The organism is Microlunatus ginsengisoli (assembly GCF_039537205.1).
Classification (GTDB): Bacteria; Actinomycetota; Actinomycetes; order Propionibacteriales; family Propionibacteriaceae; genus Microlunatus; species Microlunatus ginsengisoli.
Map to the genome: position 1 here is coordinate 65,382 of NZ_BAABAB010000036.1, position 18,217 is coordinate 83,598.

An 18,217-nucleotide genomic window follows, 5' to 3' on the forward strand; every position below is an offset into this window, starting at 1 on the left:
ATGCGGCGGACTGCGGCAGCGCAACTCGGCCACCCGTCCCGACAACACCCGGATCGACCGGGTCCACCCGATCCGCTCCGCGATCACCATGGCCTGGCTCGACTCGAGCCAGACTCATCGAGAAGCTGGTCAGATTTCAGATGCCGCGCCCTGTTCAGTTTTCAGATGCCGTCGACACTCGGCTACGTCCACAACAACATCCTCTCTGGCACCCGCATAAGGGCGCGTGGACCGTTTCGACGGCTTGGGTCCGCCCTGTCTGGGTGGTGGGCGGCGATCAGGCGAAGCATCTCAACACCCCCCGATCAAATCGCGCACAGGTACGGCGATCGACGCGCGGTCCTTCGATCGGTCGGTGAGCAAGGTGCGATGCTCCACCAACGCTGACCGGCATTGATCCTCGCCAGGGATCCCCCGCTCAGCGGTTCAACGCCCTCGGCGACTCGGGCGGTGGCCTGGGCGTCAGCAGCTGGGTCTGCGCCGACGGACCTGATCGAGTCCGAGCCTCGATGCCGTCCGAACCAACGCTCCCGGGTTCTGTCCAATCCTGTTCTGTCCAACCCGCCCCATTCGGGCGTCGAGCTCGTCATTCGGCCAGGGCCTCGCTGATCAGCCTCCATCGGCGCCGACAACGTCGAAAGGAGCGGATTGAGTGCCCTCGATGACCGCGAGGTCGAGACATAGCACGTGCGTTGATATGCCCGATGGCCACTCATCGACGAGGTCCACCGACGCCAAGAGTTCCGCCTCGTTTTCTGGAAGGAAACCGACACCGGCCACAACAACCTCGGTGCGGACCCCCTCGCTCGCCCAGCTGACGTTCAATGTGATCCGGCGTCCGCACGCGTACTGGCGGATCTCGTTGTACTCGGGTATCCGAAAGATGACCTGATCGTCAGTCAGCGCATAGCTGACAACCACAACGCGTGGTCCGCGGCCGGTCTGGTGACCCAACCCTCCCCTGCTTTGCTCACCGAGCCAGAAACGGCATTCGGACGCCAATAACCGACGGCTTGTCGGCGCCGGTTGGGAAGACAAACGAGCTGAGGTAGACGCAAGCATGACCCTGGTTCTTCAAGTAATCTGGCGATGGTAGCGAGGGTGGAGCGTGGGCGGCATCACCAAAACCGATAGCCCCAGCTGAGGAATCCGCGACTTGACCCAGGCTCCATTTCGACGGGGTGTCAGGTCGATGATGAATCGCGACAGCGAAACACCCGTGCCGCAGAACAGACAGATGTGATGCGCAGCCATTGGCTGACGGCTCGATAGACGGCGATGACGGCAGAGTCCTAGCGTGGCTCCCACGGAGTCGGAAGAGCTGGCTCTGTCGTTAGCCCACTCCTGACAGACAACCATCGAGATTCCGTGCGCCAGGACCACCATCGCGGCGTGCCCGACGATCCGGACCGTGACCTTATCGTGGCGGGCCCATCAGGCAGCCATCGGCCCATCCACGCCGACGCAATGCCGTCGCCTCAGAGTCTTCCGATCCCGATGAAGCCGCGACGCCGGGGCCCGGCCCCGCAGCACACACAAGATGATCACCCAACACCGGAGTCTGCGGATCTTCTAGCAGGACGATGCTGTCCCTCAATGGCAACATTGAAGCGAGGTCGACTTCTAAGCGCTCATAGGGGCCGACTCTCGGGCGCGGTCGCAGCCCTCGGCCCGCTGGCTCTCCAGCTTGAACCCTAGGACACTGCTGATTCTAGAGCGCGGCCTCGGCGTAGCCCTCCAGCAGCCGGCGGCGTAGATCGGCGACGTTGGCGGCGACCTCACGCCATCCCGTCCCGGCACCGGTCTGGTACCGCAACGGCATCCAATTGCCTCCTTGGCTGTCCATGTTCTCCAAGCTCAGCAACAAGCCGTCAGCGCTGTCGCGTCCGCGTCGTGTCCGGTCGAACGCCTCGAGGATGACCATCAGCCCATCGAGATAGTCAAGTGCTTGCTCGAGATCATCAGTCGCGATGTGGGCTCTACGGCTTCGTGGCATGGCAACCTAGTGGTTCCGTCGTGGTTCGCTCATAAAGGTCGACCGGGCACCGGGAAGTCAGGGCGGCGGGGCCCCCGCGGCGTCGCAGCGAACCCCGCCGTCGACGCTTACTTATCGGGCGTAGCTATCGGATAGGCGACGGCCGTCGGCTTCGGAGAATACGTGCACATGCTCGGGATCGATCCGTAGTCGTATCGTCGACCCTCGCTCGGGTGGGTTGCGGGACGAGATCCGAGCGGTGATCTGTTGAGCGGTCAGCTTGTCGTCCTCGGCCAGCCCGGCGACGGTGCCGTACACGTACGCGTCCGCGCCGAGCTCCTCCACGACGGCGACGTCGATGCCGATACCGTCGTTGCCGTCACCAAGAGCGAAGTTCTCGGGACGGATGCCCAGCACGAGACGTTTCTCGTTCACGGCCCGGGCGAGAATGTCGCGGGGCACCGGCACGACGTAGTCGCCGATGTGGATGCCGTCCTCGGCAACATCGCCTTCCATCAGGTTCATGGCCGGAGAGCCGATGAAGCCGGCGACGAACAGGTTGCGGGGGCTGTCGTACAGATTCAGCGGCGTATCGCACTGCTGCAGCACCCCGTCCTTGAGCACGGCGACCCGGTCGCCCATCGTCATGGCCTCGACCTGGTCGTGGGTGACGTAGACGGTGGTGACGCCGAGCCGGGTCTGCAGCGCGGCGATCTGGGTGCGGGTGGAAACCCGGAGCTTGGCGTCGAGGTTGGACAGCGGCTCGTCCATCAAGAAGACCTGGGGCGAACGAACGATCGCACGACCCATGGCGACGCGCTGCCGCTGGCCGCCGGAGAGCGCCTTCGGCTTGCGGTTGAGGAAGTCCTCCAGGCCGAGCAGGTGGGCGGCCTCCTGCACGCGCTGCTGACGCTCGGCCTTGGGCACGCCGGCCATCTTCAGCGCGAAGCCCATGTTGTCGCCCACGGTCATGTGGGGATACAGGGCGTAGTTCTGGAACACCATCGCGATGTCGCGATCCTTCGGCGGGAGATCGGTGACGTCCCGATCGCCGATCAGGATGCTGCCGGCGTTGACCTCCTCCAGGCCCGCGAGCATGCGGAGCGAAGTGGACTTGCCGCAACCGGACGGCCCGACCAGGACCATGAACTCACCGTCGCCGATGTCGAGATTCAGCTTGTCGACGGAGGGGTGATCTGCACCCGGGTAGACGCGAGTCGCGTCCTTGAAACTGACTGTGGCCACGCCACACTTCCTTTCCACGGGCAGGTACGTGCCCGACGATCCGTAGTGGACGAGCCTCGCCGCTGACTGTTTAACGGCGAGGCCGCCGTTGACGGCTACCCACGGCGAGGAGCGACACGCCAACGGGCACCGCATACCCCGCCACGCAGAGCTGAACCAGAGCGTGCCGATCCACGGACTCCCGGTAACCCGCTAACCCCTCAAGCAACCACTCGAGTGGCGGTGTCAACGGTTGTGGCGCTGTCAACGGCTGGCACACCACGACTCGAGGCCGTGCACGCTGGCTTGGCTCGACCCGGCGCCGCACCCTTATCGGCGACGTCGCGAACCGTGCGCGGCGCGCATAGCCAAGATGTTCAACGCCTGCACGATCATGCCCACACCCTCGCGACTCACCACAGTCCCCGGCTGGTGCCGGCGTCGGTTGACACACTCCGGGCCCCACACCAGGCCGGCCTTGGTGGCGATCGCCTCCCCGACCCCCGACATCGACCCGGACGCCACGTCGGCCCGAACGGCGGCGGCGGAAAACACGCGCGAAGGGTTGCTCCCCGGAACGGGCTGATACCGAGGCACATCGAGCAGATCACACAACTCGTTCATCAACAACTGCCGCGAACGGCCACCGTACGGAACAGGAGCCGCGCCCTGAGGCGGCCCCGTGTCGGGGCTGCGACATACCGAACACCAGGCCCGCGTCATACCGTGAATGCACTCGTCCTCAGACACGCTTACCCACCGGCCTCTCCCCCGGCAGAGTACGCGCCGGGTCAAACCATGAAACGGGACTGCCGCGTCGCCGAGCCGTGCTGCCACTCATCGAGTGTTGGGCAGCCCGGGTCTGCACGCCTTTACCCGGGGAGCTGGCTACGGTGGCCGGGCAGACTGGTTCACCCCTTGGCACCAACGAGGGTTCGATTCAGTCCGGATCGTTGTCTCCGAGCAGCTTCTCGACCTCCCGGTCGAGTCCTCGCTGGCTGTTCGCGGCGGCGATCAGGTTCGCGGTTCGGAGTTCGAACGCGACCGCGAGGAGTGCCTCCCGCAACGCTGCTGCGGGGTAGGACACGTCGTGGACGAACGCCGCCGCGCTGGCATGCGGATTGCCCGGAAGGCGGATTGCCCGGAAGGGTGCGGGTCGGGCTGTGGTCGGGCCCGACCTGGCCCCAGGCTGGGGCGGCCGGTACTGAGACTGGTGCTGCTGAATGCGCTGCTGGCGCAGCTGTTCGCGGACACTGAGCGGCGGCCGGTAGTCCGGCTCGTCAAGCAGGACCTGGTGCAGCCCGGCGATCGCGTCGCCGTCCTGTTTGGCCGGGTGGTCGACCGGCAGCACCCTCCACGCGGGAGACCAGGGCACCCTTGCTGCGGCCGAACTCGGCGACCAGCGCGTCGACCGGGATCCCGACCCGGACCGCTTCGAACAGGCGGTCATCTTCCGCGGTCGACCACCGCATACCCACCTGCGGCAACGACCGGTCCTCGGCTTCGTCCATCACACCTCGTCCTCTCTGACACCCCGTCCAGGGCGCATGCAGCGGTTCTTGATGGTTGGGCCAGGCCTGCTCGGAGTGATCGGTGGAGGGGTCAGCGGATGGTGATCCGGGTGATCGTGCCGCGGGCGACGTCATCGCTGTCCACCGCCGCCTGCAGCGACTCGGCGGTGATGGTGCCGCCCTCTGGGGCGACCCGGCCGGTCAGCACCACCAGCTCACCGGTGTCACGCACAGTATTGACCCAGTCGGCATCGCGGGCCGGGTCAAACCAGCCGGTCAGCGCAACGTCCCCGCCGGCGTTAGCAACGGTGCGGCTGCCGGTGTGCTCGTCGAGGGTGGCGGACCAGCCGTCAGCCGGCTCGAGCAGATCGCCCGGTCCGCTGCGGAACGGGCCGCGCTGCACCCAGTAGTCGACCAACCCGTCCCGCGCCCGACCGGCCGGATCCTAAACATCCACCGCCACGCCGCTGTGCATCCACGCCACGACCGCCTGGACGCCGGTCCCGTCACTGGTGTGGGCCCGGCTGGTGTGACCCAGGAACAGCCAGTAGGCGACGTTGTCGGACCCAGCGTTCTGCAGGTCCCGGACCAGGGTCACCGGCGGCGCCGGTGCCGGTTCTGTCCAACCCTGGACCTTGATCAGTTCGGCGATCGTGACCCACGGCTCGGTCGGGATGATCACTGACCGGGCCAGCACCTGCGACAACTCCGTCCCGCCACCGTCCGGTGCGGGCAGCCGGTCGGACAGGGCGAGCGCGAGGACGTGGTTGCGGGTCACCGCCGGCCACATCGCGGTGTAGCTGTCGGCCAGCAGCAAGAACTCGACCCGGGCCCTCACCGGCTGGGTCAGCCGGAGTTTCAGCTTGACCAGCGGATCCCGGCCGCCGATCGCGCTCCACGACACCGCCCCGGCGATCAGAGCGTCCGGGTTGCCCTTCGGCGACGGCGAACAGCCGCTCCAGGGCGGGTTCCACCCCGAACGTGCGGGCCGGGTCGAGCACGATCACGAACGCGTTCACCGCAGGGCCCGGATCGGGGCAGTGCTCGGCGAGCACCCCCATCGCGCCGGCGGCGAAGATCGTGCCCACGGTGAAGTCCCGGATCGCGGCCTCCCGCCGGTCCGGAGGCACGTCCCGCTGCCACCGTTCCCGCGGTGCACGATCGCTCCCTTGCCCGGGCCTGACGTCGTCGAGGCGCCCGCCCCTGAACGGGGACGGGCGCCTCACCCTGCCCTTGACAAAGAGTCACTACATATCAGAACCGGTCGGCGAGGATCGCGCTTCGGCCGGTGGCGGCGGCCACCTGGCCGGCCTGATCCTCCATCCGCACCTCGGCACGCAGTTCGTCTCGGGGTTGCAACGGTGAGGGATCCTCGTTGAGTACCCGCCGCTTCAGGACTTTGCTGGCCGCGCGGTGGATGACCGTGTCCAGCCCGGCGGTGGTGACCCGGTCGACCATGGTCGCCAGGATGTCGTCGCCGCCGTTCCCGATGTCTCCGCTGCCTGCGGTGTCGACGCCGACCAGCACGCAGGTCTCGTGATAGACGACCTTCGCGACCTTGTCGAGCTGGCTGAACTCGATGTCGTAGTCGACCGTCACCGTGATGTCGTCCTCGTGGACGGCATCGAACTCGACCCGAAGTTCGACGTTCTTGATCTTGGCCATGGTGGCTCCCTTCCTCCGCCGCGTTCAGCGGCTCTGCCTGCGACCGTCGCAGGTACGGACGGAAGGAGCGGTCGGACCGACGGCGGTGACGTCTCCGCCGCCGCGATGAGTAGAAATACTCACTGCCGGCACGACCGGCAAGGTGCCGGGAGACTGTCCGTGCGCAACGGCCGATGCCTCCTTTGCCTTGTGGACGATGTCTGTCGCTTCGATCGGCTCGCCGACGCTGTCCGCCGGCATCCGTTGGTCAGCCTGATCTGTGCCAATGATGTGGAGACGGTCGCCGGCGCGGTGGCTGGACTGGTGAGCCGGCCGGACCACGCCCTGCCGGATGATCGGTGCTGGGTGGATCTGCGTTGGGTAGCGGGCCGGGCAGGCGCTGAGCGGGTCGCTGTGGCGGCTGGTGCCCCGACCAGTCCGAGCCGACCGACCGAGCAGGTCCTGATCGAGCATCTGCGCCACCGGCAGACCCTGCTGATTCTGGTCGGCGCCACCCAGCTGCATGCGGTCTGTGAGTCTCTGCTGGCCGCGCTGTGTCGCTGCTGTCCGGGAGTACGCGTGCTCGCCATCACGCCTCGCCCACTGGCACTCGAGCATGAGATCGTCATAGCCGAGCCGCCTCGAGGATCGGACGATGTGTCGGCCCTCGACCGGTCCTATCGACGGCTGCCGCCCGCCGCTGTCGAAACCTTGTCCACGCTCGCAGCCTTCCGGGGCGGTTTCACCGGCGCCGACGCCGAAGCAACCTGCCCGGAGAATCTTCGGCCGACCCTGCCCGAAAGCTTGGCCGAACTGTGCGCGGCAGGACTGGTCGTCGACAACATCCCGCCCCGCGATCCGTCGAACAAACACTCGGGCCAAACCGGCCCCCTTTCCACACCAGCCGACCGACTCGACTTGCCCGGCACCGTCCGCCGCATCGTCGAGCAGCAGTCGGCGGCACGGGTGGCGGCCGCCCGCGATCGTCACGCACGACACTTCGCGGCCGTGGCGGCAGCCGCGGAGGTCGGTCTCGACGGCCGCGACCAGGGCCGCTGGACTCACCGACTCTCGCCCGAGCGAGACAACCTGTCGTCAGCACTCAACCGGCTCGCGAATCGCGACGATCCAGAACAGGCACTGGCGATGGCCGGCGCACTCGGCCGGTTCTGGTGGTTGAGCGGGTCGTTCCTGGAAGGGCAACATGCCTTGCGTTCGGTGCTCGCGCGCCCCGGCGCGAACCGGCCGACTCCCGGCCGGGCCTCCGCGCTGCACGCCCTCGGTCTGGCGACATCCTGGCACGAGACCAGACCCGCCCAGGCTGCAGCCGCTGGCGCGCGGTTCAGTGAGGCGGTCGCGATCTATCGCCGATCCGGCGACCAGGCAGGACTGGCCCGGGCGGCACGTGACCTCGGTGCCCAGCACAACAGCGTGGGAGACGCCACGGGAGCCCGGCAGCTGCTGGAGGAAAGTGTGGCGCTCGCCCGTCGTCTCGGCGACGCAGCCACCGCCGGCGTCAGCTTGGCCTACCTCGGGATCGTCGCGGCCTACCAGGATCACAGGGTCGAGGCCAGGGCTCGACTGGAGGAGGCACTGGTCCTTCTCGGCGGCGAAGGAAGCGACGACGAGGTCATCCGGGCCCAGTTCTTCCTGGCCTGTCTGGAATGCGACGACGGCAACCCGGTCGCCGCCCGGGCTCGGTTCGCGGCGTTGGTCAAGGGTCGACAGCTGATCCCGACCCTGCCGTACGCGGCCCCGTTCGCCCTGGACGGTCTCGCCAGATTGGCGGCCGTGGAGAACCGGGCAGCCGACGCGCTCGGGGTGCACGGCGCGGCAACCGCGGCGCACGAGCGGCTCGGCACGTCTGCCGGCGCCGGCTACGCCAGATATCGACAACGCGGCCTGGACGCCGCCCGACACGCCTTGGGTACACAGGCCGCGGAGCTCGTCGACAACGGTCGCGGCTGGACCGTGGAGCAGGCAGTCGAGAACGGACTCGCCACCGACCAATCGAGCGTCGACCCGCTGCGCTGTCGTGAGCTGGAGGTGCTGCGCCTGGTCGATGCCGGACTCGCCGACAGCCAGATCGCCCGACAGCTGTTTCTCAGCCCTCGCACCGTCAGCAACCACCTCGGCGCGGCGTATCGCAGACTCGGCGTGCACAACCGTGTCGCGGCCGTGCAGCGTGCCCGGCACCTCGGCCTGCTGTGACGATCGGCGGCCTGGGCGCCTACGCGCACCATGACCCGGAAGGGCCGGGTAGCTACAGACGACGAACCCGGCATCGAATCCGAAGTGGAGATTGGTTCGTTGGCCGACTACCACCCCGCCTCGACGTGGATGACCGGCTCGGCGGGCTGGAGGACGACGACTTCGGTGTTCGACAACATGCGGGTGGATCCGGGCTAAGTCCCGACGCGCAGAGACACCGTCGACGACCCTCAGCAAGCTACCGATCTCGCCTTTCCGCAGTGTCCGCGGCCTGGCTTGACGGTCGGATCGACCCAGCACTGCTACCGATCAGGCCGCGGTGGACGCGGTCGGGTGCTCGTCGTGGATCCGGCGCCGGATTCGCTTGGGCATCTTTGCCGACCACACAATCGCGGGCCGATGGCGAAGGCGTGAATGAGTTCAGCGGTCTCGGTTATCGATGCTCGGCGCATGACAAGTGCGGACTGCCGAGCAGGATCGGGGCGAGTCCGCACTTGTTCGGGTGACGGCGTCTGATCAACATGTCGCGGACTGGGCGCCTACAAGATGTCCCAGATGGGTACACCGCCGGGCCGGTAGATCACCAGGTTTCCGTCGTCTTGCACCGCGAGCCCGCTGCCGGGGTTGCCGTCGGTGTTGGAGGCCCAGACGGGGTTGGCGCCCGGCTCGTAGACGACCAGGTTGCCGTCGGTCTGCATGATGCACACGCCGGGACGGCTCCCGCTGGTTTGAGAGCTCCATTCCGGACCGGCCGGGCCGTACAGGACCAGGTTCCCGTCAACCTGGTAGACCAGCCGGTACACGCCGTTTGGTGAGGTGATCGACCCGTTCGGTAGGAGCGTCTCCCCGGCAGCCAGACCTGCTCCCGTTGGAGCTGGTCCCATCGGTAGGAACGTGCCGGTGTCCCAGGCGGCCGATCCGTTCGCGCGGTAGATCACCACGTTCCCGTCGTCTTGCACCACGAGCTCGCTGCCGGGATTCCCGTCGGTGTTGCTGGCCCACAGCGCTGCGTTGCCGGGGCCGTAGATCACCAGGTTGCCGTCGGTCTGCATGATACAGAAACCGGTCGGCGTCCCTGCCGTCGTGGAGTCCCAGATGGCTCCGCCTGGGCCGTAGAGCACCAGGTTTCCGTCGGTCTGGTACACGAACCGGTACAGGCCGTTGGATGAGGTCACCGACTGTCCGGCTTGCAGTCCTTGACCGCCGCGCATCGTGTTGCCGGCCGCCGTCGGTGGCGCCCATGGGTGGAGTTCCAAGGTGGTGGTCCAGCCGCGGATGTCGCTGGGCAGCGGTCCGCCGGCCGCGGACCGCTGGTCGAGCAACGCACCCAGCCCGGACTTCGCGGTGTCGATGTCGCCCTGCAGGCTGGGATCTGGCAGCGGTGTGCCGTCGGCCAGCCTGGTGGGGCTTTCGTGGCCGTATCGGCGATTCTCCAGATCCCAGATGTCGCGGCGCAGCATGGCGATCTCGGTCGCCAGGGCCCACCGGCGCGACGCCTGGTCGATTCCGTCGAGCACGTCGGCTGCCCGCATCCAGCCGTAGTCGCGGTTGATCTTGATCAATCCGGGGTCGATCGTGGTGACGTCGTGGATCTCGACGTCCGGGGCGATCAGGTGCACGGTCGGCGTGGCAGCGCCGGGCCGGGGTTGGACGCGAAGGTCGTCGAGGCCGATCTCGTTCAACATGACCTCTTCGACCGATCGGGCCACGATCTCGGCCAGCCTGGCGGATGCGTAGGAGCCATGGGGGGAGACGTTGAAGGTGAATGCGCTGATCGCGTAGATCGTGTCTGCTCCCAGATCTGTGGCCATCTGTACGGGCAGGAGTTCCCGCACCCCGCCGTCCACGTAGGTCTCATCGGCCAGGGTGACCGGCGGGAAGATGCCGGGAATGGACGCGGAGGCCATGACCCCGTCGACCAGGCTGACCGTCAACGCAACGGTGGAGGGCGGCTGGCTGCTCAGACAGGTGCGCAGGTTCCGGATGGCGGTCTGCCGCGATGCTTGAAGTCTGCGGATCTGCGATGACAGGGCTTGCCGTTGGCTCGTGGTCGTGGCCGCCGCAAGGTCAGCCTGCGCATCGACGATGTCCTGCTCGATCTGGTTGATGTTGGCTTGGATCGCGGCGCAGGCCGGACGCATCGGGGCGGGCGCCATCACCGGCGTCCCGTCACGTTCGACGACCCCGCCGGTCTCCGTGACGTAACGCAGCCGGCCGCTCTCCAGGCTGACCGCGCCCATTCTCAGCCGTCCCCCGCTGGCCGCCCAGCCGGCGATCTTGTCGAACTTCAGCTCAGTCTCGAGCCTGCGTCGGACCGGGCCGATGTTGTACAGGGCCCGCGCCTTGTTCGCGATCACACTAAGCGACTTCAGCAGGGGCACGCCGCTGGTCCACAAGAAGCCGCCGATGCCGCCGAGGTTCCACAAGTCGATGAGCTTGCCCACCAGGAACCCCAGTTCGGACCCCCAGGCGCGGAGGTCGACGCCCACGGGAGCGGTGATGCCGAGGCTGTGGCTGCGGCCGGTCAGCGCGGCCCGGACGTGGGAGTCCATGTCCGGGTCGCGCAGCCAGTCCTCCTCGACATACATGTCGCCATTCACCTGCAGCGATTCCCATTGGCGTTCCAGACCGGCGAGGCCGCGGGACGGGTCGGCCGGGTCGTCGCCCTCCGCGAGCTTGATCGCGTTGATGGAGCCGACGGAGGTGCTGCAGATGATCGTCGGGCGGATTCCGCGGTCGTAGAGGTGGCGGAGGGCACCGACCTGGAAGTCGCCCTTCGCGCCGCCACCGCTCAAGCTGAGTGCGTCAGTCATGATCAGGCCACCAACGCCGACGAAACCCGCATGTCCATGCCCCAGGCGGCCAGCGGGCCGTACCCGAACGGGAACCAGCCGGTGAGCACCGAGGCACCGTTCCAGAACTCGCCGTCGAAGGCCCACACCCAACCGCTGTACCGCCACGAGCGCGGCCGGTTGCTCCACCCGAACCAGGCCAGGCGCCAGAACCCGCCGCCCATCGGCAGCCAGTTGGTGAACGGCAAGAACCCCGTCGCATTCGTGCTGGTGAACCAGGAGACGGGATCGAACACCGGCACCTCGAGTGGATGGTCCGGCCGGGTGGCCCGGTGGAAGAGCTCCGCGGAGTCCACAGCGTCACCGGTCTGGCTTGCCAGCTCGGCCATGTCGTCCATGATCCGTTCGACACTGCGGCGTCGGCGGGCGATCAGCTGGTCGTTGTCGACCTGATTGCGTGGCAGCGCGCGGACCCGGTCCACGCGAGCCGCCAGCCTGGCGACGGCGACCTCCTCAGGCCGGCCGCGGACCCAGTCAAGCAACTCGTCGTTCGATCGGAACAGCTGTCCCAGCGCCGCGTCGCGGTCCCGCGCGTATGGCGCCGAGATCGCGAATCCGGCAACCTCATCGGCGGGGATCTCGTCGTCGCGGTAGAAGAACGTCTGTTCCGGCTGTGGTTCGCGCGGCTCGGGAAGGTCCGAAGGCTCGGGTCCCAGCATGATGGAGTCCTTTCGTTGTGAGCACCCTGACTGAAGACCGCCGGCGGTGCCAGCCGGTGGTGCTACCAAGGCTCGAACCTCAATGTCCCGCCACCCAGGGGCTCCCGTCCTGGCCTGTCCGGGAGCCCGCCTCGACCGTTCCGGGACGGCCGCCAGGGGTCCGACCGTCGACCCGGTCAGCCTGGCGCCCCGAGCCCAGAATGACGTCAGCCGATCCGGGGCTTTTCGGAGGCGAACACCGCGATGCCGGTCAACCCAGGCCGGCGTTGCGTGCGCGGATCATTGCCTGGGCGCGGTCGGAAACCTGCAGTTTGATCAAGATGTTGGAGACGTGGTTGCGTACCGTCTTGGGGGCGAGTGCAAGCTGGGCCGCGATCGCGGCGTTGTTCCGACCCGCGGCAATCTGGGCCAGGATCTCGTGCTCTCGGGCGGTGAGTGCGGGGAACGGATCCGCCGACTGGCCGCCGCCGAAATGCTCCATCACCCGTTGCGCGATGGCCGGTCCGAAGATTGCACTTCCCGCCGCCACCGACCGCACCGCGAGCACGATCTCCTCGGGTCCGGCGCCCTTGAGCAGGTAGCCGCGCGCACCTGCCCTGAGCGCCGCGAACACCGAGTCGTCGTCGGCGAGCATCGTCAGAACCAGGATCGCGACGTGCGGGCTGGCGTGAGAAATCCGGCGGCTGGCCTCTACGCCACCCACGACCGGCATGTCCAGATCCATGATGACCACGTCGGGCTGGAGCTCCAGAGTCAGCGCGACAACCGCGCGGCCGTCAGCTGCCTCGCCGACGACGTCGAAGCCGCCAGCGGAGAGTGCGACGACCAAACCGTCGCGATAAACAGGATGATCATCGGCCACGACCACGCGTAGCCTGTCAGCGGAAGGTTCCGGCTCGCCTCGTGTGCTCCAATCAGCCGACGCCATGAGGTCAGCATCTCAAAGGGGGTGGCCTGTCCGCATGGGTCAGCCGTCCCGGACCGTGTGGGCTTCCGCGTCGAGCCACGGACTTCGTTGGGCCGGTCTGCCGCTGCTCGTCGTGGCCGTCGTGCTGGGATCACTCGGCTGGATCTACCTGGCCCGCGCACTGTCGCCCGCCGACGGCACTGTGACATTCCCGAGCGCACCCCTGTGGTCCGAACGAGGAGTTGTGGTCGACGAGCTCGCATCCAGCACCGGTCCGCTGCGCGTCGGTGACTGCGTGGTGGCCGTCGACGGGGTCCCGCTGGAAGCGTTGATCCGCGACCGGCCCGGCCACGCTTATCACGTCGGGGACATCGTGCGATACCAGATCCGCCGGTCCGGCACATCGGCGAGCAGCCAGTGCACCGGTCCGTTGACCGAAGTCTCCGTGGTCCTTGATCGATACCGTCCCGCTGTGGTGCTGGGTCAGCACCCGAGCGTGCTGCCGCTGGCGGTGTGCCTGCTCGCCCTCGGATCCTTCCTGGTTGCGGTCCGACCCCGGTTGCGGGCCACCCGAGCCCTCCTCATCGCCGCCTGCCTGTTTCCGTTCGGCATGACGGAGTGGCCGTTCGGCACGCAGGTGGTCGACCTGGCCGCGCACCGGCTCTGGCCGTTCGTGATCGGAGACACCGCCAACGCGCTCTTCTGGGGCGCGCTGCTCCTGATGGCGGTCTCGCTTCCGCGCCGCCAGCTGCCCCGCTGGGTCGTCGCGGGCTGCTTCGTCGGGCCGCTGGGCCTACACCTGCTCTACCTCACCGCTACCCTCCCGGGACACACCAGTGGCCTGGCCCGGCTGGCTCGGCTGGTCACGGTCTCCCTCGCCGCCGCCTACACCGTTCCGTTGTTGATGGTGATCGGGCTCCTCACCGGTTACCGCGACCTGGCGAGAGACGAGAAGCGCCGGGCGGTGCGGTGGGTGCTGGTGCCCTTCACCTTCGCCGCCGTCTGCTACCTCGGCCTCGGTCAGATCCCCGCCGCCCTCACCAATCGCCCGCTCGTGCCGTGGACCTGGCTGTACGGCATGTTCCTGCTGGTGCTGGTCGCCTTGGCCATCTCCGTGGTGAGGAACCACCTCTTCGAGGTGCGCGTCATCATTCGCCGCTGGGCCCTGCGAGTCCTCACACTCCTTACCGGAGTAGTGATCGCCGTAGGCGGGTCGCAACTGCTCGTCCCGCTCCCGACCGGCATCCCCACTACCTGGGCGGCAGCGGCGATCGGCGTCACGGCTTTCGGCGCATGTGTGCTGATCAGTCGAGTAGAACGCGTCCTACAGCGGAAAGTCTTCGGCGCCCGGGCCGACAACGCCACGATGCTGTCGGCGCTCGCGCCTCCCCGCGGAGCACCGAGCAGCAACGAGGACGGGCTGGCCGCCACCCTGGAAGCGCTCCGCGAGGCCCTGCGCCTGGCATTCGTCCGGCTGGAACTCACCATGCCCGGGATGCCACCGCTGATCCTCGCGGCCGGCACCCATCACCGACCCGAGCTCGTCCTCCCGCTGCGGGCTGACAGCGCCGTGCTCGGCCAGCTCAGCCTCGCGGTCCGACCCGGCCTCGAACCACTCGGCCACAACGACGAACGGCTCATCGACGCTCTCGGACAGATACTTGCCAGCCACGCCTACAACGTCGGCCTGCAACACGCGCTGCGCCAGGCACTGGCTCGCGCCGTCACCGCACGCGAGGATGAGCGCAGACGTGTCCGTCGCGAAATCCACGACGGAATCGGTCCCCTCCTGGCCGCCGCGCTCCTGCGGACCGAACTCGCCGCCCCCACCGCACCACCAACCCAAGCCCGAACATTCAACCAGCTCCGCGAACTACAACAGACGGCCCTCAGCGATCTCCGGCACCTCGTGGAAGGGCTCAGACCGCCCGCACTGGACCATGGAGGGCTCGACACGGCGCTCCGGCAACACGCCAACCTCAGCGTCACCGGCCACCCGTGCGATTCACCCGAAGTCGTGATTCAGGTATCCGGAGACCTGACGGATCTTCCCGCCGCCATCGAGGTGGCCGCCTACCGCATCGGCCAAGAAGCCATCACCAACGCGACCCGACACGCCCACGCCCGTCACATCGATGTCCGACTGGAACGCTCACCCGGATCACTCGTTGTGCAGGTCAGCGATGACGGCCGCGGCGTCCCAAAGGCCTCCAACATCGCCGGCGTCGGCATGGTCTCGATGCGCGAACGCGCCACAGAACTCGGCGGGGAATACATCACGGAAACCCTGACACCCGGCACCAGGATCCGCGCTCAACTGCCTATCGTCCTCGACTTAGCCAGCTGACCGCGTGCGCGAATCGGGATCGGGCATCAGCACGAATCTCGATGACGATCTATCGACGGTGCGCCGGACCTGAAGGCGCACGGCAACATCGTCCACGGGTCTCGGCCCTGATCACCGGAACCGAGCAACTCGCAGGGTTCTGAAGTGGGTCGCATCGGGCAACCCGTCATTCGAGACGCCGCAACATCTGGCTCAGCGAACCTGGTTCTGATCTCCGATCGCCATCACGTGGTCCGCACCTGGAATCGATCAGCGAACAAGGATCTGTCGCCGCAGACGCTCGCCGCACCGCACGGTGGATGTGCGGTGCATACGGGTCGGTCGGCTCAGTGCGTCGCGTTCTCTTCGGCGTCGTCGTGGAGATGGTTTCGGGAGATCTTGTCAGCTCGGCTCAGTGCCTTCTCGACCTCGCTCACGCCCTGCTCGTCGAAGACCACGACGATGCCTGAGCCGCCGACGGGGACGGCCCACTCGACGTCGGACCTGATCTGCCGCTTGAGCACCCGATCGATGACCGTACCGGTACCGGCACCGACGCCCGCCCCGACTGCAGCCGACGCCAACAGCGCCGGCGGAAAGATCAGACCGACCAGGGCGCCACCGATGCCCCGATCACGGCGCCGATGCCGGGTTCGTTCGTGGTGTCCTTGACATGGAGCTTGCCGTCGCCGTCTCGGTTGACCAGTGCAAGCGCCCCGACCTTGATCACGTCGTCCGCAGCGAGTCCCTTCAACGCATTCGACGCCTCCTCGGCTGTGCTGGGGTCGCTGTAGGCGGCCACATACAGATCCTCGGCGACGCCGCCCTTCTTGTTGTCACTCATCGGTTTCCTTCCGTCGCGTGGTCGCCCACCTGGACGGGCTGCCAGAGCTTGCCGGTGACAGGAGGATCGGATCGCCGCCGTCCATGACGGAACACCGCTGGCGAATCGCTGGTTGGCAAGCTGTTCAACTCGTTCGGCTCGGCCGACAGGGTGATTGGCTCGGGATAGCGTCTCAACGCTCGGTCGTCCCACCATTCCCAGACGCGATCACTGATCCCGGCAAGCAGCACAAGCGGTACGAACACGCCGACGAGCCCGAGCATCCAGCGAAGCAGCATCAGCAGCGTCTCGCCCAGCTCAACTCCCACGGATCACTCCCTCCACGTCGTCGTCGGCGCCTCACGGCGAGCGGTGATCGACGAAGCCCTCCAGCGGTCACCCAGGCAGCCGCGAGGCCGGGCGATGACGATGCCGGCCTTGCTTGGTCCGCGGCCGACGACTCGGGCGAATATCAAGCGAACCCGGCCCTCCTCGATCAGCCGCGGCATCCACCACCGCCACGATCTCGACGCTGATCAGGCAAACACGAGCGTCGCGCGGCGGCAGCCATATCTCGATGAACTCTCGTTGAACGTCGAACACCGTGCTCACCGGCGACCGGCTTGGCCGGGCGGATCGGATCCTCCCGGCGCTCGATGACCCTCATCGGCCTCGAAGCGAACGCAGCTGTCGAGGAAGGCTGCCGACGTCGGTAGATGGCGCCCGCAGAACTGGTCAGCGCCTGGGCTCGTATCCCGCGGCCAGAACACAGCACAGAACGTGCAGCGAAGCTCGCACCGGACTCACCCGAGCTCAAGGCTGGACTGGCGGTGGACTATCCGTCTTCCGGTCGCGCGAACGTTCCTTCCAGCGGCCATCCGGCGGCGGCGAGTCGGACCGACACCTTGCGGAGGTCGTCGTCGGTGGGTGCCTCGTGAAGCACATCGGTCGCGGACTGACGGATCTCGTCCTCACTGATGACGCCGTCGGCGAGCGGTTCCCCACCCTCGGCGGTGAGACGGGTGATGACCTCGGCGACTTCGGCCTCGGTGAGGGTTCGGTTGAGCAGGGCGAGGAGTGCGACCCGCTCGGTGGGTGGGACACCGGTGGGGTAGCCGACGCTCAACCAGTCGAGGATGCGCCGGAGCAGGGATGGCCGGGTGTCACCGGCTGCCGGTGTCGGATCGTCGTCGATCGTCTCCGCTGGACTACTCACCGTGCTCCCCTTCCCTGCCGCCACTCCGGCTCCGGTCCAATCCAGCCAACCACGGGTGGGTGGTCGAGGGGACGTCCTCCACCGGTGAACTCTTGGTGAACGACCTCGCTCGGGCTGGTCGCGCGGGAGCAAGGCGATGTTCGTCCTGGTGATCGTGCTGGGTGCCGGCGCGAGCGTTCGACGTCACCGATGGACTCCATGATCAGCACTTTCACGATCGGGCGAAGGCGACGGCGACCTCGACCGGACTGGGACCTCGAAGCGGAGCTGATGGCCGGGACGTGGGACAAGATCATCGCCATCTGTGGCCGGGCAAGCAGTCGGCTGATCTGCTGCGCCAACGGTGGAACCGGTGCCCCGGGCCGACGGGCGTCGCGATCCTGGCCGTCAGTCATCCTTACAGGCCCGCATCTCTGACTGGAGGGTCGCGACCAGATCTGCTCCGAACGGTCGCGGCGCTGACGTCTTGCCGTGGCTCGGGCTCCCGTTCTCGGCCGCGACCAGCTGCACGCAGCGGCGGTGCGCGGCCGCCTAGTGGTCCGTCGTTGATTTGATCTGGTGGATGGTGTTGCGGCCTCTGGACACCTTCTGGATGATCTGTTCGGCAGTGGCTTTCCAGATGAATGGTTTGGGGTCGCTGTTCCAGTGCTCGGCCCATGTCGTGATCGCATCGGTGAGGTCTTCGACGGAGGTGAAGACGCCGCGGCGGAGGCGTTTATCGGTGAGTTCCTTGAACCAGCGCTCGACCAGGTTCAACCAGGAGCTCGAGGTCGGGGTGAAGTGCAGGTGCCAGCGCCGACGGTCCTTGTGCGCCAACCACTTCCGGATCTCGGGAGTCTTGTGCGCGGACAGGTTGTCCAAGATCACGT

General features: G+C 67.3%; 18 protein-coding genes. 2 read left to right on the plus strand and 16 right to left on the minus strand.

The annotated features are described in order from the left end of the window. Positions 1-609: 609 nt before the first annotated feature. The 7 genes from ABD747_RS20825 to ABD747_RS20855 all read right to left on the minus strand — a co-directional run bounded on the left by ABD747_RS20825 (position 610) and on the right by ABD747_RS20855 (position 7,344). Complete coding sequence (locus tag ABD747_RS20825; protein WP_344808227.1) at positions 610-954, minus strand: hypothetical protein; 345 nt, start codon at positions 952-954, stop codon at positions 610-612. A gap of 1,153 nt (positions 955-2,107) precedes the next feature. Beyond that, positions 2,108-3,220 carry an ABC transporter ATP-binding protein gene (locus ABD747_RS20830; RefSeq protein ID WP_344808229.1) on the minus strand — a complete coding sequence of 371 codons (1,113 nt, stop codon included), beginning with the start codon at positions 3,218-3,220 and terminating at the stop codon, positions 2,108-2,110. A 919-nt stretch (positions 3,221-4,139) separates the two neighbouring features. Further along, entirely contained in the window at positions 4,140-4,550 is a 411-nt protein-coding gene (locus tag ABD747_RS20835; protein WP_344808231.1) for a hypothetical protein, read from the minus strand. A gap of 251 nt (positions 4,551-4,801) precedes the next feature. Next, positions 4,802-5,128 (minus strand): hypothetical protein, encoded by a 327-nt coding sequence (locus ABD747_RS20840; RefSeq protein ID WP_344808233.1) that lies wholly within the window; start codon positions 5,126-5,128, stop codon positions 4,802-4,804. Between the two features lie 27 nt (positions 5,129-5,155). Next, complete coding sequence (locus ABD747_RS20845) at positions 5,156-5,614, minus strand: hypothetical protein (RefSeq protein WP_344808234.1); 459 nt, start codon at positions 5,612-5,614, stop codon at positions 5,156-5,158. Between the two features lie 350 nt (positions 5,615-5,964). After that, positions 5,965-6,375, minus strand: coding sequence for a hypothetical protein (locus ABD747_RS20850; protein ID WP_344808236.1), 411 nt, complete (start codon positions 6,373-6,375; stop codon positions 5,965-5,967). A 24-nt stretch (positions 6,376-6,399) separates the two neighbouring features. Continuing rightward, positions 6,400-7,344, minus strand: coding sequence for a hypothetical protein (locus tag ABD747_RS20855; RefSeq protein ID WP_344808237.1), 945 nt, complete (start codon positions 7,342-7,344; stop codon positions 6,400-6,402). An 18-nt stretch (positions 7,345-7,362) separates the two neighbouring features. Between ABD747_RS20855 and ABD747_RS20860 the strand changes: the two genes are divergently transcribed. Further along, a complete protein-coding gene (locus tag ABD747_RS20860) occupies positions 7,363-8,565 on the plus strand; it encodes a LuxR C-terminal-related transcriptional regulator (RefSeq protein ID WP_344808238.1) in 1,203 nt (400 codons plus the stop codon). 539 nt (positions 8,566-9,104) lie between these two features. On the opposite strand, the gene ABD747_RS20865 is transcribed toward ABD747_RS20860, so the two are convergent. From ABD747_RS20865 to ABD747_RS20875, 3 genes are all read right to left on the minus strand, one after another. Further along, positions 9,105-11,378 carry a patatin-like phospholipase family protein gene (locus ABD747_RS20865; RefSeq protein ID WP_344808240.1) on the minus strand — a complete coding sequence of 758 codons (2,274 nt, stop codon included), beginning with the start codon at positions 11,376-11,378 and terminating at the stop codon, positions 9,105-9,107. A 2-nt stretch (positions 11,379-11,380) separates the two neighbouring features. After that, positions 11,381-12,076 carry a hypothetical protein gene (locus ABD747_RS20870; RefSeq protein WP_344808242.1) on the minus strand — a complete coding sequence of 232 codons (696 nt, stop codon included), beginning with the start codon at positions 12,074-12,076 and terminating at the stop codon, positions 11,381-11,383. Between the two features lie 250 nt (positions 12,077-12,326). Beyond that, positions 12,327-12,944, minus strand: coding sequence for a response regulator transcription factor (locus ABD747_RS20875; protein ID WP_344808244.1), 618 nt, complete (start codon positions 12,942-12,944; stop codon positions 12,327-12,329). Between the two features lie 283 nt (positions 12,945-13,227). On the opposite strand from ABD747_RS20875, the gene ABD747_RS20880 reads away from it, so the two are divergent. Next, positions 13,228-15,330, plus strand: a complete 2,103-nt coding sequence (locus ABD747_RS20880) for a sensor histidine kinase (RefSeq protein ID WP_344808246.1) — start codon at positions 13,228-13,230, stop codon at positions 15,328-15,330. Between the two features lie 326 nt (positions 15,331-15,656). On the opposite strand, the gene ABD747_RS20885 is transcribed toward ABD747_RS20880, so the two are convergent. From ABD747_RS20885 to ABD747_RS20910, 6 genes are all read right to left on the minus strand, one after another. Continuing rightward, positions 15,657-15,893, minus strand: a complete 237-nt coding sequence (locus tag ABD747_RS20885) for a DUF1269 domain-containing protein (RefSeq protein WP_344808248.1) — start codon at positions 15,891-15,893, stop codon at positions 15,657-15,659. A gap of 17 nt (positions 15,894-15,910) precedes the next feature. Beyond that, entirely contained in the window at positions 15,911-16,153 is a 243-nt protein-coding gene (locus ABD747_RS20890; protein ID WP_344808250.1) for a hypothetical protein, read from the minus strand. Next, the gene (locus ABD747_RS20895; RefSeq protein WP_344808252.1) at positions 16,150-16,461 is read right to left on the minus strand and encodes a hypothetical protein; all 312 of its coding nucleotides are present in this window, start codon (positions 16,459-16,461) and stop codon (positions 16,150-16,152) included. The genes ABD747_RS20890 and ABD747_RS20895 overlap by 4 nt, the downstream gene beginning before the upstream one ends. Before the next feature lie 67 nt (positions 16,462-16,528). Further along, positions 16,529-16,744 carry a hypothetical protein gene (locus ABD747_RS20900; RefSeq protein ID WP_344808253.1) on the minus strand — a complete coding sequence of 72 codons (216 nt, stop codon included), beginning with the start codon at positions 16,742-16,744 and terminating at the stop codon, positions 16,529-16,531. Between the two features lie 223 nt (positions 16,745-16,967). Continuing rightward, positions 16,968-17,348 carry a DUF3349 domain-containing protein gene (locus ABD747_RS20905; protein ID WP_344808255.1) on the minus strand — a complete coding sequence of 127 codons (381 nt, stop codon included), beginning with the start codon at positions 17,346-17,348 and terminating at the stop codon, positions 16,968-16,970. A gap of 531 nt (positions 17,349-17,879) precedes the next feature. After that, the coding region (locus ABD747_RS20910) for a transposase (protein ID WP_344808257.1) at positions 17,880-18,217 on the minus strand (338 nt) is incomplete at its 5' end.